Origin of the sequence: Rhodococcus sp. As11 (assembly GCF_048957735.1) — a bacterium.
Lineage (GTDB): Bacteria > Actinomycetota > Actinomycetes > Mycobacteriales > Mycobacteriaceae > Rhodococcus > Rhodococcus gordoniae.
The window spans coordinates 219,505-233,140 of sequence record NZ_JARDJE010000010.1 but is presented as its reverse complement, the minus strand read 5'-3'; the positions used below and the strand labels follow the sequence as shown (position 1 = coordinate 233,140).

At 67.3% G+C, this 13,636-nt stretch carries 12 protein-coding genes; 6 read left to right on the top strand and 6 right to left on the bottom strand.

The features are described from left to right. Positions 1-143: 143 nt before the first annotated feature. From PV766_RS15745 to PV766_RS15735, 3 genes are read right to left on the bottom strand one after another with little or no spacing between them, the layout of a single operon-like run. A complete protein-coding gene (locus PV766_RS15745; RefSeq protein ID WP_421097354.1) occupies positions 144-545 on the bottom strand; it encodes a PPOX class F420-dependent oxidoreductase in 402 nt (133 codons plus the stop codon). A gap of 19 nt (positions 546-564) precedes the next feature. Beyond that, on the bottom strand, positions 565-1,977 hold the full coding sequence (ramB, locus tag PV766_RS15740; RefSeq protein WP_016931979.1) for an acetate metabolism transcriptional regulator RamB: 1,413 nt from the start codon (positions 1,975-1,977) through the stop codon (positions 565-567). A 53-nt stretch (positions 1,978-2,030) separates the two neighbouring features. After that, positions 2,031-3,176, bottom strand: coding sequence for a globin domain-containing protein (locus PV766_RS15735; RefSeq protein ID WP_421097353.1), 1,146 nt, complete (start codon positions 3,174-3,176; stop codon positions 2,031-2,033). Between the two features lie 532 nt (positions 3,177-3,708). On the opposite strand from PV766_RS15735, the gene aceA reads away from it, so the two are divergent. The 4 genes from aceA to PV766_RS15715 all read left to right on the top strand — a co-directional run bounded on the left by aceA (position 3,709) and on the right by PV766_RS15715 (position 9,632). Continuing rightward, positions 3,709-4,998, top strand: a complete 1,290-nt coding sequence (gene aceA / locus PV766_RS15730; protein WP_016931981.1) for an isocitrate lyase — start codon at positions 3,709-3,711, stop codon at positions 4,996-4,998. A 177-nt stretch (positions 4,999-5,175) separates the two neighbouring features. Next, complete coding sequence (locus tag PV766_RS15725; RefSeq protein ID WP_016931982.1) at positions 5,176-6,072, top strand: 3-hydroxybutyryl-CoA dehydrogenase; 897 nt, start codon at positions 5,176-5,178, stop codon at positions 6,070-6,072. 102 nt (positions 6,073-6,174) lie between these two features. Then, positions 6,175-8,466 (top strand): 5-methyltetrahydropteroyltriglutamate--homocysteine S-methyltransferase, encoded by a 2,292-nt coding sequence (gene metE, locus PV766_RS15720; RefSeq protein WP_421097352.1) that lies wholly within the window; start codon positions 6,175-6,177, stop codon positions 8,464-8,466. Positions 8,467-8,573: 107 nt separating this feature from the next. Continuing rightward, positions 8,574-9,632 carry an NAD(P)-dependent alcohol dehydrogenase gene (locus PV766_RS15715; protein ID WP_421097351.1) on the top strand — a complete coding sequence of 353 codons (1,059 nt, stop codon included), beginning with the start codon at positions 8,574-8,576 and terminating at the stop codon, positions 9,630-9,632. Between the two features lie 57 nt (positions 9,633-9,689). Here PV766_RS15715 and PV766_RS15710 read toward each other — a convergent pair whose 3' ends face one another. Both PV766_RS15710 and PV766_RS15705 read right to left on the bottom strand, forming a co-directional pair. After that, complete coding sequence (locus PV766_RS15710; protein ID WP_016931985.1) at positions 9,690-10,472, bottom strand: SigB/SigF/SigG family RNA polymerase sigma factor; 783 nt, start codon at positions 10,470-10,472, stop codon at positions 9,690-9,692. Further along, a complete protein-coding gene (locus tag PV766_RS15705; protein WP_026002807.1) occupies positions 10,469-10,888 on the bottom strand; it encodes an ATP-binding protein in 420 nt (139 codons plus the stop codon). Before PV766_RS15705 ends, PV766_RS15710 begins: the two co-directional genes overlap by 4 nt. Before the next feature lie 308 nt (positions 10,889-11,196). Between PV766_RS15705 and PV766_RS15700 the strand changes: the two genes are divergently transcribed. Together PV766_RS15700 and PV766_RS15695 are read left to right on the top strand one after the other, a co-directional pair. Then, a complete protein-coding gene (locus PV766_RS15700; protein ID WP_129977448.1) occupies positions 11,197-11,640 on the top strand; it encodes an STAS domain-containing protein in 444 nt (147 codons plus the stop codon). A gap of 188 nt (positions 11,641-11,828) precedes the next feature. Then, positions 11,829-12,335, top strand: coding sequence for a hypothetical protein (locus tag PV766_RS15695; protein ID WP_371053363.1), 507 nt, complete (start codon positions 11,829-11,831; stop codon positions 12,333-12,335). A gap of 24 nt (positions 12,336-12,359) precedes the next feature. On the opposite strand, the gene PV766_RS15690 is transcribed toward PV766_RS15695, so the two are convergent. Further along, the gene (locus PV766_RS15690; RefSeq protein WP_421097350.1) at positions 12,360-13,613 is read right to left on the bottom strand and encodes a glycosyltransferase; all 1,254 of its coding nucleotides are present in this window, start codon (positions 13,611-13,613) and stop codon (positions 12,360-12,362) included. Positions 13,614-13,636: the final 23 nt, after the last annotated feature.

Here is a 13,636-nt window from a genome sequence, read left to right as displayed (position 1 = left end):
GCGCGTTTGCCGGTGCGGGTCCGTCCAACAGGGATGTCGATCATTGGTGTGTTCCGATCCCCACGCTGGTTGCCAGGCGTCTCACGAACATCCTGACAACCAGCGTATTTCCGTAGCGAATGGCGAATTCCGTAGCGGATGGGTCAGGAGGGTTCGAGAACCGAGCCCATCACGCGCTCGACCGCGATTTCGATGACGACGCGGCGGGGATTGGCGCGGGGCTCGCGGTAGCGGGCGGCGTAGCGACGCTCGCCTTCGCGGACGTCGGTGGGCTCGCGCGTCACGCGGGCCGGTCCCTCGAGGGTGAGCCAGCGTCCGCCGTCGACCTGGCTGACGACGGCGTAACCGCCGCGCTCGACGTTGAGCGTCTTCTGCGAACCTTCGAAGGTGATGACGCGGGCGAGGCCGGCCTCCGCGTCCCACGTGAACCCGACGGCGACGACGTGCGGCGAGCCGTCCTTGCGGAGGGTCGTAAGCGTCGCGAGGTGGTACTCGGACAGGAACTCGAGTGCCTTCGCGCCTATCGCGTCGGGGGTGCGTGCCATGCGACGAGCCTACCGACGCTCAACGCACCAGATACGGCGAGACCGACGAGCGGTGCTCGTTGATGTCGATCTCCTTGCCGAGGGGTGGGAACGCCCGCTGCGGGCAGTTCATCCGCTCGCACACGCGGCAACCCGAGCCGATCGGCGTACCGGGATTGGAGTCGTCGAGGTCGAGACCGTCGGCGTAGACGAGACGATGCGCGTGCCGCAGTTCGCACCCGAGCCCGATCGCGAACGTCTTCGACGGCTGACCGTACCGCGCGGCGCGACGTTCGACGGTGCGCGCGACCCACAGATAGCGACGACCGTCGGGCATCTGCGCGATCTGCGTCATGATCTTGCCGGGATAGGCGAAGGTCTCGTAGACGTTCCACAGCGGGCACGTGCCGCCGCTCGTGGAGAAGTGGAAACCGGTGGCGGACTGCCGCTTCGACATGTTCCCGGCGCGGTCGACGCGGACGAACGAGAACGGGACACCCCGCAGTTTCGGGCGTTGCAGGGTCGAGAGCCGGTGCGCGACCGTCTCGTAGCTGACGCCGTAGAAGGCCGACAGGCGCTCGACGTCGTACCGGAAGTCCTCGGCGATCTCGTGGAACTGCGTGTACGGCAGGATCAACGCGGCCGCCCAGTAGTTGGCGAGCCCCAGCCGGGCCAGTGCTCGCGAGGGATCGCTGGTGAACGAGCCCTCCGCGACGAGACGGTCGATGAGCTCTCCGCACTCCAGATATGCGAGTTCGATGGCCAGCTTGAACACCTGCTGGCCACCGGACAGTTGCGGCGCGACCTCGAGGACGCGGGTCTCGGGGTCGTAGCGGTGCAGGATGTTCTCGCCGAGGTCGATGCGCTTGACGATCTGCACGTCGTGGGCCGTGGTCAGGCGTCGGGCGATCTCGCCGCCGACATCGCCGCGGTGGAAACGGATGCGGTTGGCCAGTTCCTCGGCGGCGGTGTCGAGATCGTGCAGGTAGTTCTGTCGCTGGTAGAAGTAGTCGCGTACCTCTTCGTGCGGCATCGTGATCGCGCCGCTGCCGCTTCCGTCGCTGTACCGCTCCTCGGTGGCGACGGCGAGTTGTGCGGTGGTGTTGCGGAAGCGTCGGTGCAGGTTGACCATCGCCCGCGCGAGGGTGGGGTGGGCGGCGACCATCTCGGCGATCTCCTGGGCGTCGGCCTCGATGCCCATCTCCCGGTCGAGCGCGACCTCCCGCATTTCGGCGATCAGGCGCGTATCGTCCTGCGAGGAGAAGAAGGTGGCGTCCACCCCGAAGACCTCGCTGATGCGGAGCAGGACGGGCACGGTCAGGGGCCGGACGTCGTGCTCGATCTGATTGAGATAGCTTGCGGAGATCTCGAGGGTCTTGGCGAGCGCCGCTTGGCTGAGTCCTCGCTCGGTGCGTAGCTGCCGCAGCCGGGCGCCTACATAGGTCTTGGCCATTCGCCCAGGGTAGAACTGCCTTGCAGCCTTCGCAAGGTGACGTTTGCAGCATGTTAATCGACGGGGGCCGGTGGCGCTTCGAGGCCGAACCACGAACCGGGCGCGAACGCCTCGAACCGGATCGACGCCGGAGCCACACCGGAGGCGACGAGGTCGGTGCGGATCGCGCGCATGAACGGGATCGGACCGCACACGTAGGTGCAGGCGTCGCCCGGAATCGCCAAGCCGGACAGGGGGGTTCGTCCGCCGCTACGGATCTCGTCGTATTCGGTGTAGCGCACGTGGAGTCGGGCGTTCGGCAGCGAGTCGACCAGGGTCCGGATCTCGGTCCGATGCGGTTGCTCGTAGGGGGTGCGGTCGAGGTGGACGACGTCGACGCTCCGGCCGTCGTGGCGGGACTGGAGGTCGCGCAGCGCAGCGACGGTCATGGTCACGCCCACGCCCGCCGAGACGAGCAGCAGCGGTTCGCTGCCCGAGTCGACCACCACGCTGCCGAAGGGCGGCGACACGAGGAGGCGGTCGCCGGACCGCAGGCCGTCGCACAGCACCGGGGAGACGAGTCCGCCCGGTACGCGCTTGACGGTCACCGCCCACTCACCGCTCGTCCTGCCCGGGAACACCGTGTACTGGCGGATCTGCTCGGTCCCGTCGGAGAGCGCGACCCGCACCGAGATGTACTGCCCCGGAAGGAAGGCCGGCAGTGGCCCGCCGTCGACGGAGCGGAGGTGGAGGGTGGCCGCATGCGCACCGTCGTATTCGTGCTCGGTGACGACCACCCGGCGCCAGATGTCGCCGGGCGCGACGCCGGCCTGCCGGTACAGCTTCGTCTCCTGCTCCACCAGAGAATTCGCCATCAACGTGTACACCTCGTGCCAGGCCACGGCGACCTGCGGTGTGACGGCCGCGCCGAGCACCTCGGCTATCGCGGCGAAGAGGTGGGTTCGCACGATCTCGTAGTGCACGGCCCGCACGCCGAGGGAGGCGTGCTTGGCCGCGATCCGCTCCATGATCGGATCGATGTCGGTCGGCGCATGGCTGACGAGCAGCGATGCGAAGGCGGCCACCGAGTCGGCGAGGGCCCGTTGCTGGGCGCCGTCGGCCTGGTTGGTGCGGTTGAAGATGTCCCGCAGGGAGGGGACGGCACGGAAGAGCCGGTTGTAGAAGACACGTGAGATCGTGCCGATCTCGGCTCCGACCACCGGCAGGGTCGCTTCGATGATCGACCGCGACGTACTCGAGAGAATGTCGACTCCTCGTGTTCGGGGGCTGTTCGACCGGGGCCGGACAGGCCGAGCAGTGCGACGCGCCGGCCCCGATCCGGCCGGAGACATGTTACGGGTGGGATTCGAGGGGTCAATGGGCATCGCGAGGGCATACCACCTCTTGTGAAGGCGGTCACAGGCGGCTGTCCGATCTGTCCGCCGGTGGGTGATTCGGCGGAGCACTACGTCCCGACGTCGGCGTACGGGAGGGGGCGGCAAAACCCGAGGTAGTTACTACTCGCGGGTAATAAACCTGTGCCCGATTCGGGTAGTTGGACCGGCCATCGATTAGCAAAATTTGCAATGCCTGCTTCGAAAATAACCGAGATTGGCATTAGCAACAGGTAGACGGGGTTTTTGGAGTGTGCCATTGTCGTTCTTGTACATCCGAACGGCACGCAAAGGATGTGAAGTCGTACAGGCGTACTGCTTCATCCCGAGCGGGGCAGATCTAGAGAGTGGAGATTTGATGTCGACCACCGGCACCCCGAGGACTGCAGAAGAGATCCAGAAGGATTGGGACACCAATCCGCGCTGGAAGGGGGTCACCCGCAACTACACCGCCGAGCAGGTCGCCAAGCTGCAGGGCACCGTCGTCGAGGAAGCCACCCTCGCCCGCCGCGGTTCCGAGATCCTGTGGGATCTCGTCAACAACGAGGACTACATCAACTCGCTCGGTGCCCTCACGGGTAACCAGGCCGTCCAGCAGGTCCGCGCCGGCCTGAAGGCCATCTACCTGTCCGGCTGGCAGGTCGCCGGCGATGCCAACCTCTCGGGCCACACCTACCCGGACCAGTCGCTGTACCCGGCGAACTCGGTTCCGCAGGTCGTGCGCCGCATCAACAACGCGCTGCTGCGCGCCGACGAGATCGCCAAGGTCGAGGGCGACACCTCCGTCGAGAACTGGCTCGCCCCGATCGTCGCCGACGGTGAGGCCGGCTTCGGTGGCGCCCTCAACGTCTACGAGCTGCAGAAGGCCATGATCGCGGCCGGCGTCGCCGGTTCGCACTGGGAGGACCAGCTCGCTTCGGAGAAGAAGTGCGGTCACCTCGGTGGCAAGGTGCTCATCCCCACGCAGCAGCACATCCGCACCCTGACCTCGGCTCGCCTCGCGGCCGACGTCGCCGACGTCCCCACGGTCGTCATCGCCCGTACCGACGCCGAGGCCGCGACCCTCATCACCTCCGATGTGGACGAGCGCGACCGCGAGTTCCTCGACGGCACCCGCACCGCCGAAGGCTTCTTCGGCGTCAAGAACGGCATCGAGCCCTGCATCGCCCGTGCGAAGGCCTACGCTCCGTACTCCGATCTCATCTGGATGGAGACCGGCGTGCCGGACCTCGAGGTCGCGAAGAAGTTCGCCGAGGCCGTTCGCAGCGAGTTCCCGGATCAGCTGCTCGCCTACAACTGCTCGCCGTCCTTCAACTGGAAGGCTCACCTGGACGACGCGACCATCGCGAAGTTCCAGAAGGAGCTCGGCGCGATGGGCTTCAAGTTCCAGTTCATCACCCTCGCCGGCTTCCACTCGCTCAACTACGGCATGTTCGACCTGGCCCACGGCTACGCCCGCGAGGGCATGACGGCCTTCGTCGACCTGCAGGAGCGCGAGTTCAAGGCGGCCAAGGAGCGCGGCTTCACCGCCATCAAGCACCAGCGTGAGGTCGGTGCCGGCTACTTCGACAGCATCGCCACCACCGTCGATCCCAACACCTCCACGGCTGCCCTGAAGGGCTCCACCGAGGAAGGCCAGTTCCACTAGGAACAAGCGCCACCGAAGAGGCCACCACCCCGCGGCGGGATCCACAGGTCCCCATGTCTCGCCGCGGGGTGTGTGCGCATCTGGAGCGGTTCGATGCTCCGATGGGCACACCCTCGATGCGTTTCCCCGTGCACCGACGACCCTCGGCCACGACCCCCACAACGAGAAGGAGCTGACGTGACCAGCGAAAAGATTCAGCGCGTCGGCGTGATCGGCGCCGGCATCATGGGCGCAGGTATCGCCGAGGTGTGCGCACGCGCTCATGTCGACGTACTGGTGTTCGAGCAGACCCGCGAACTCGCGGCTGCAGGACGCGCCCGCATCCTCCGGTCGCTCGACCGGGGTGTCAGCAGCGGCAAGATCACCGAACGGGAGCGTGAGCAGGCCGCATGGCGTCTGCGCTTCACCTCCGATCTCGGTGACTTCGCCGATCGGCAGCTCGTCGTGGAGGCCGTCGTCGAGGACGAGAAGGTCAAGAGCGAGATCTTCGCCGAGCTCGACAAGATCGTCACCGATCCCAACGCGGTGCTCGCCTCGAACACCTCGTCGATCCCGATCATGAAGCTCGGTATCGCCACCCGCGCCCCCGAGCGTGTCATCGGCATGCACTTCTTCAACCCCGTGCCGGTGCTCCCGCTCGTCGAGCTCGTCACCACCCTGAAGACCGGCCCCACCGTCTCCAAGCGCGCCGAGGCCTTCGCCGCCGACGTACTGGGCAAGCAGGTCGTGCGGTCCTCCGATCGCGCAGGTTTCATCGCCAACGCACTGCTGGTGCCGTACCTGCTCTCGGCGATCCGGATGGTCGAGTCCGGCTTCGCCACCAAGGAGGACATCGACAAGACGATGGTCCTGGGCTGCGCCCACCCGATGGGTCCGCTCGCCCTGACCGACCTCGTCGGTCTGGACACCGTCAAGTCGATCGCCGACTCCATGTACGAGGAGTTCAAGGAGCCCCTGTACTCGGCACCGCCGCTGCTGCAGCGCATGGTCGAGGCGGGACTCGTCGGCAAGAAGTCGGGCGCCGGCTTCTACGAGTACGCCGACAACGGCCGCACGGTCAAGAAGGCCGGCTAGCCAGGTAGCACCACCGCACACGGCGCCCGTGCCCGGAGACAGTGTCCGCACTGGTCACCGGTGCACGGGCGCGGTGTGCATGAGGGAAAGGTCGACGCCGACATGGCAACTCCTGCCGACGGATACGGATCCAGCATCCTCGGGTACCCGCGCATCGGACCCCGCCGCGAGCTCAAGTTCGCCCTCGAGGCCTACTGGCACGGTGAGGGCACGCGGGACGAACTCGTCGCGGTCGCTCGCGAGCTCCAGGAGAACACCTGGCGCGAGCTCGCAGCCACGGGTCTGACCCAGGTACCCGGCAACACGTTCTCCTACTACGACCACGTCCTCGACAACGCCCTGTTGTTCGGGGCGCTGCCCGAGCGGTTCCGTCCGCTGGTCGACGAGCTCGACCCGCTCGATCTGTACTTCACACTCTGCCGCGGACGCGAGGACTTCCCGCCGCTCGAGCTGGTGCGCTGGTTCGGCAGCAACTACCACTACCGCCAGCCCGAACTCGACGAGAACACCGTCTTCGGGTTGAACTCGGCGGCAGTGCTCGACGAGTTCGAGCGCGCGAAGGCCGAGGGCGTCGAACTGCGGCCGGTGGTGCTCGGCCCGGTCTCGCTGCTGTTGCTGTCGAAGGTCGCGCCGACCTCGACGAAGGAGGGTTTCCGCACCCTCGACCTGCTCGATGCACTGCTCCCCGAGTACGAGAAGCTCTTCGAGCAGCTCGCGCGGGCCGGCGCGACCTGCGTGCAGCTCGACGAGCCGTCGTTCACCGAGGACCGCAGGGAAGAGGAGCTCGCAGCCCTCGCGCGGGCCTACGACGTGCTCTCGCACGCTCCGCTGCGGCCGCGTCTGCTCGTCACCGGCCCGTACGGGCATCTCGGTGAGGCGCTGCCGATCCTGGCCGCGTCGAAGGTCGAGGCGATCGGCCTGGACCTCGTCAACGGACGCATCGGCGCGGCCGAACTGACCGCCGTTCCCGGGTTGAAGCGCAAACGCATCTACGCCGGGGTCGTCGACGGCCGCAACGTGTGGAAGGCCGACCGCCACCGCACGCTCGAGTACCTGAAGTCGATCGCCGCCGTCGCACCGGATCTCGTCGTGTCGACCTCGTGCTCGCTGCTGCACGTGCCCTACGACGTGCTCGTCGAGTACGACATCCCCGGAGACGTGGCCGATCGTCTCGCCTTCGCGAAGCAGAAGGTGGGGGAGGTGGTCTCCCTCGCCAAGGCGCTCACGACCGGAGCAGAGGAGCGTTGGCGCAAGCCGCCCGTGTCGGTGCACTTCAAGCAGAAGCACACCGTGCGTGCGCGTCTCAATGCGGTCACACCCGCCCATCGGGTGCGCGCGCCGTACGAGGAGCGGCAGGTCGCACAGAGCGAGCGCCTGAATCTTCCGCCGGTGCCGGCGACCACCCTCGGGTCGTTTCCGCAGACCGCGGAGATCCGCAGGGCGCGAGCAGAACTCGGTCGTGGTCGCATGTCGTACGACGAGTACGTCAAGCGGATCCAGGAGGAGATCGAGTCCACCATCCGTCTGCAGGAGAACATCGGTCTCGACGTCCTCGTCCACGGCGAGCACGAACGCAACGACATGGTGCAGTACTTCGCGGAGTTGATGGAGGGCTTCGCCACCACGCACTTCGGTTGGGTGCAGGCCTACGGTTCACGCTGCACGCGTCCGCCGATCCTCTACGGAGACATCGTGCGCCCGAAGTCGATGACGGTCGAGTGGATCGCGTTCGCGCAGTCGCTGACCGACAAGCCGGTCAAGGGCATGCTCACCGGCCCGGTGACGATGCTGGCGCGCTCGTACGTGCGTCAGGATCAACCGCTCCACGAGACGGCCGATCAGCTCGCGCTGGCCATCCGTGACGAGATCGCCGATCTCGAGCGGGCGGGAATCGCGATCATCCAGGTCGACGAACCGGCCATCCGGGAACTGCTGCCGCTGCGGCAGGACGGGCGCGCCGAGTACCTCGACTGGGCGGTCGATGCCTTCCGTCTCGCGACCGGTGGTGCGAAGCCGGAGACGCAGATCCATACGCACCTGACCTACTCGGGTCAGACGTCGGTGGTCGACGCGATCGAACGGCTCGATGCCGACGTCACGGCGATCGTGGCGACGCGCTCGATCCGCTGGGTGCTCGAGGCGATCAAGGACCGCGCGCTGTCCCACGGTGTCGGCCCCGGCGTCTACGAGTCGCGGTCGGCGCGGATCCCGGACATCGACGAACTGGACGAGCTGCTCACCGAAGCGGCCGAATCGGTGGAACTGGACCGGTTGTGGGCCAACCCGGACGGCGGCCTCAAGACCCGTCACCACTGGCAGCTCGAACCGTCGCTGCGCAATCTCGTCGCGGCAGCCCGCCGACTGCGCCGCCGGGCGGCGCAGTCGGCCGACTAGGTCGCCGGGCGGCGCACCGGGCCGGAGAGCGGAACCGTATCGACGACATGCACCCGCGGGAACTACCGCGGGTGCATGTCGTCGTGAGGTGGAGTAGTTGTGGAGGGATGACGTCCACCACCGGTACGACCACCGTCGCCGCCTACGCCGCCACCGCGCCCGATGCGCCTCTGTCGAAGACCACCGTCGAACGGCGTGCCCTCGGCCCGCTCGACGTGCTCATCGCCATCGAGTTCGCCGGCATCTGTCATTCGGACATCCACACCGCGCGGAACGAGTGGGGCGGAACCAAGTACCCGATCGTGCCGGGGCACGAGATCGTCGGCACCGTGGCCGCGGTCGGTCCCGAGGTCACTCGCCACGCCGTCGGCGACCGGGTGGGCGTGGGCTGCTTCGTCGATTCGTGCGGCGAATGCGACCCCTGCCGAACGGGTTTCGAACAACACTGCACCGCTCGTGCCACGGGGACCTACAACTCCGTCGACCGCGACGGCACCGTCACCCAGGGCGGCTACTCGACGCACATCGTCGTCACCGAACATTTCGTCCTGCGGATCCCGGACGGGCTCGATCCGGCTGCCGCAGCACCGTTGCTGTGCGCGGGGATCACCCTGTACTCGCCGCTGAAGCGGTGGAACGCGGGTCCGGGGAGCAGGGTCGCGATCATCGGGATGGGCGGCCTCGGACACGTCGGTGTGAAGATCGCGGCGGCGATGGGCGCGGAGGTGACCGTGCTCGGCCATTCGTTGTCGAAGAGGGAGGACGGCCTGCGATTCGGTGCGGTCGACTATCGATCCACCGAGGTCCCGGAGACGTTCTCGGAGCTCCGCGGGAAGTTCGACCTGATCCTCAACACCGTCTCGGTCAACCTCGACCTCGACCGCTACCTGTCGTTGCTGCGGCTGCACGGCACCCTCGTCGGCCTGGGGCTGCCGGAGAAGCCGCTGTCGGTGCGGGCATTCTCCCTGGCGATGAACGATCGCGCGATGGCCGGATCGAATGTCGGCGGCATTCCCGATACGCAGGCGATGCTCGACTTCTGCGCCGAACACGGCATCGGTGCGGAGATCGAACTGATCTCGGCGGACCGGATCGACGAGGCGTACGACCGCGTCGTGGCCAGCGACGTGCGCTATCGCTTCGTGATCGACGCCTCGACATTCTGAGCATCACGTTCGGGCGACGGTCGACGTCCCGGGTGCAGACCCGGGACGTCGACCCCGTCAGAAGTTGTCGCCGAGTTGCTCGCGCAGCTGCGCGAGGGTCTTCGTGAGCAGACGCGACACGTGCATCTGCGAGACACCCACTCGCTCGGCGATCTGCGTCTGCGTCATGTTGCCGAAGAAGCGCAGCAGGACGACCGTGCGCTCCCTTGCAGGAAGGGCCTCGAGCAGTGGTCTCAGCGCCTCGTGGTTCTCGACCTCGTCGAGTGCGGCGTCGTAGTCGCCCAGCGTGTCGGCGAGGGTGAGCCCGTCGTCGCCGGACGGGGACGACCGGTCGACCGACACCGTCTGATAGGCGTTGCCGGCGACGAGACCCTGCAGCACCTCCTCCTGCTCGATGCCGAGTTCCTCGGCGAGTTCGGAGGCGGTGGGCGCCCGGCCGAGCTGCTGGGAGAGCTCGGATGTGGCCTTGCTCAGGGACAGGTGCAGTTCCTTCATCCGCCTGGGCACACGAACGGCCCAGCCGGCATCACGAAAGTGCCGACGCACCTCGCCCATGATCGTGGGGACCGCGAAAGAGACGAAATCCGAACCTCGTTCGGGGTCGAAGCGGTCGACTGCGTTGACCAGGCCCAGACGCGCGACCTGCAAGAGGTCTTCGAACGCCTCACCGCGGCCGTCGAAACGACGGGCGATGTGCTCGGCGAGCGGAAGGCACCGGGCGACCACTTCGTCGCGAATGCGGATACGACCGGGGTCGTCCTCGTCGAGCGCAAGGAGTGTTCTGAGAGTTTCGGTGACGTCGGCGTATTCGTCGCTCGACCTACCCGTGTTGCGCGTCACCGATCGGCGCTGCCTTCGGCGATGGACATGTCGATCGTGGCGCGCGAGTCGTTGCTGGTCACCGAGATGGACTCGGTCAACGAGTTGAGCACGTGCCATCCGAAGGATCGCGGCTGTCCGATAGCGGAGGCGTCCTCCGTCGGTGCCGACAGGCTGATGTGCAGTAGCGGGAGGGCCGCCCGGAAGGAGCACGCCAGGATCGCGTCCTCGGGCGCGCCCATGATCAGCCGCGTGGCCGCTTCGTCGACAGCGAGCTTCACGTCCGCCACGGTATCGAGGTCGAAGTCGTGCTGCAGCGCGATCGCGGCGGCTACCGCGCGGAGGACCGCGAGCTGATCGGGGTGGGCTTCCACTCGCAATTCGACTACCGGGGGAGTGTGGTCGCGTGCCGATTCGATCGACGCGGATTTTGCCATGAGCCTTGTGTCTCCAGTACGGGGGTGGGGTGAGCGGGTCGTGTCTGTCTGGTCGTCGTCGGAGAGATTACCCAGATACCGCGAATTCAATCCATCTGCTGTGACCTGCGCAGGTGCCGGCGATCCGCCCGAAATGCACGATCGACCTGTTGAGCGCCGACGGTTGGTGGACTACTGTCGGGAAAGAAGGTTGAGCACACAGCCGAGAACCCGGAAGCGCCACCCGTAACGGGAGGGTTCCGATCGATCACCGGCTGTGCCTGTCTCGTCGGTCGCGCTTCCTGAAATTTTCGATGTTGGGAAGTGCTATGACAGTTCCTCAGCGAATTGCCGCACAGGTAGATCCTGCCGCATCCGCATGGTCGGCTCGGCCGATCAGATCCGATATCCCTGCAGAGCGGGTCGTCGGGGCGGAGTTCAGCGCTCAGCGGATCGAACCGGATCTGGTCTGGGTCGGTGTGCGAGGCGAGATCGACATCCGTAACGCACACGCTCTGCACGCATTCACGCACCGACAGCTCGAAGAGGCGGTCCGTATGGTCGTGGACCTCGCGGCCGTCGAGTTCTTCGGTGCGGCCGGGTTGTCGGTCTTCGACGATCTCGACGAACGTGCTCGTGCTCTGAACGTCCGCTGGGTTCTCCTGAGCGGGCGGCCCGTGGAACGGCTTCTCCGGATCGCCGACGCGGACCTCGCGGCCAAGGCCTGTAGGACACGCGAAGCAGCGCTCGCTGCGGTCGCTCCTGTGACGTAAGAGGTCGGGAGAGTCGACCACACGGCGTGGCCCGCAATCCGCCACGCCCCTCCATACCGTTGCCGTTCGGGACACCCGGGCGGCAACGGTTCCGTTCGAGGCCGGTCCGTCCTGTGCCGTTCGGCTCGACCTGCCCGTTTCGTCGCTTCGACCCCGGGGAACCCGCTGATGAACCCGAGGAGGTCGAGATGAGCACGAACGACTGGATTCTGCTGGTGATAGCGGTGGTCGTCGCGTTGGTGCTGCTTGCGGTGCTGGTGTGGACGCTCCGCAACCGGCGGGCCGAGCGTCGGCGCGCCGAAGCCGAGCGGCTGCGTCGCAGCGTCGAGGAGAACAGGCCGGGAGTCGAGCAGCGGGCCGCGTCGGCCGAACGTACGGAAGCGGAAGCCCGTCGCGCCGCGGCGGAAGCCGAAGCGAAGGCGGCCGAAGCGGAGCGTCTGCGTGCCCGGTCCGAAGAGGAGCGGCACACGGCCGACGCCGCCCGGGCCGAACTCGACGAACGTCGTCGCCGGGCAGAAGAGCTGGATCCCCGTTCGGCAGAGCGTGCCGGGTCGGCCGGCCACCGCGCGGAATCGACTCCGCGCACGGCCGGTTCGTCGGGCCAGGTCCCGAACGGTGTGCCCACAGGTGAGGGGCGGATCGACGACGCCGGCCGTGCGGGCGCCCACCGGAACGATCAGGACCACCGTCGCTGATCGTTCCGGCGTCCCTACCGGACGCTACTGCACACCGGTCCGTGCGGTCCGGTGTGCAGTGCGCCGGACAGGTACGCACCGCTCGTAGGCCCGAAGGGTGTCCTCGGCCACGCGATCCCAGGTGTATCGGGCCAGTACGCGGTCGCGTCCGGCGATCCCGAAGGTTGCGCGCGTCGTGGCATCGGCGAGGAGCCGGCGCGCGGCCGCAGCGACGGCCTCGGGGGAGCGGGTGGGCACGAGAATGCCCGTGGCGTCGTCGAGAACCGTGTCGAGCATTCCTCCGGAGGCCGACGCGATCACCGGACGACCACATGCCATCGCCTGCAGGGCGAGCATCCCGGACGGGTCGTGCCAGGGGGTCGACACCACGGCATCGGCGGAGCGGAGCAGTGCGGGCATCTCGTCCCGGCCGACGTCGTGCCGGATCCGAACGCGTCCGTGCACTCCGCGCGCACGCGCGAGCTTCGTGAGACGGGACTTCTCCTGCTCGTCGGATCGGCGTGACACGTAGGCGGGAGCGGGATGTGCGGCGATGACCAGTTCGGTATCGGGAACACCGGCCAGAGCGTCGATGACGGTGTCGAATCCGGAACCCGGTTCGAGAGGGCCGGCGGAGACGAGCCGATGCCGGCGGGTCCGGGTGGTGTCGGGAGCGGCGGCGGTGCAGGAGTGTGCGGCGTCCACTCCACTCGGGACCACCGTGGTGCGCGTGCGCGGAAGTCCCATGCGTGCCAGTTCGAAGACTTCGTCCGAGCTCGTCGCGATCATGCGTGTCGCGCCTCGGGCGATGAGTCGCTCCAAGCGGATTCGATCCCGTGAGTGTGTATCCGTCGAAGGCTTCTCCCGGATCCGTTGTTCGACCGTGCCCAGTGAGTGGAACGTCTGGACCGTGGGAATGCCCAGTGACCGGGTGGCGAGCTGGGTGGCCAGACCCGACAGCCAGTAGTGGGCGTGCGTGATATCGGGTGGGTGCACGCGCCATTCCCGATCCAGGAAGGTGCCGAATTCACCCATAGCGGAAGCTGTTTCGTCGGGATGCAGCGGGGACAGCGGCCCTGCCGGTATCTGCACCACCTCGTATCCGCCGGGGGTCGAGATCCGGTCGGGACCGGTGCTGTCCTCGCGGCGCGTGTACACCACGACCTCGTGGCCGGCCGCAGAGAGGGCAGAGGACAGCCCGTCGAGATGGACATGCAGTCCTCCGGGCGGCGCGCTCGCGGGCGCAGCATGACCGAGCAGGGGATTCACTTGTCCCGCAACCATCGCGATCTTCACCACAGCAGTATTCCCGTGCGGGAAGG

Bases quoted from the DNA above. Each gene is read 5' to 3' on its own strand.
- PV766_RS15745 (WP_421097354.1), bottom strand. From the start codon at position 545: ATGGCACGCACCCCCGACGCGATAGGCGCGAAGGCACTCGAGTTCCTG.
- ramB (WP_016931979.1), bottom strand. From the start codon at position 1,977: ATGGCCAAGACCTATGTAGGCGCCCGGCTGCGGCAGCTACGCACCGAG.
- aceA (WP_016931981.1), top strand. From the start codon at position 3,709: ATGTCGACCACCGGCACCCCGAGGACTGCAGAAGAGATCCAGAAGGAT.
- metE (WP_421097352.1), top strand. From the start codon at position 6,175: ATGGCAACTCCTGCCGACGGATACGGATCCAGCATCCTCGGGTACCCG.
- PV766_RS15715 (WP_421097351.1), top strand. From the start codon at position 8,574: ATGACGTCCACCACCGGTACGACCACCGTCGCCGCCTACGCCGCCACC.
- PV766_RS15705 (WP_026002807.1), bottom strand. From the start codon at position 10,888: ATGGCAAAATCCGCGTCGATCGAATCGGCACGCGACCACACTCCCCCG.
- PV766_RS15700 (WP_129977448.1), top strand. From the start codon at position 11,197: ATGACAGTTCCTCAGCGAATTGCCGCACAGGTAGATCCTGCCGCATCC.
- PV766_RS15695 (WP_371053363.1), top strand. From the start codon at position 11,829: ATGAGCACGAACGACTGGATTCTGCTGGTGATAGCGGTGGTCGTCGCG.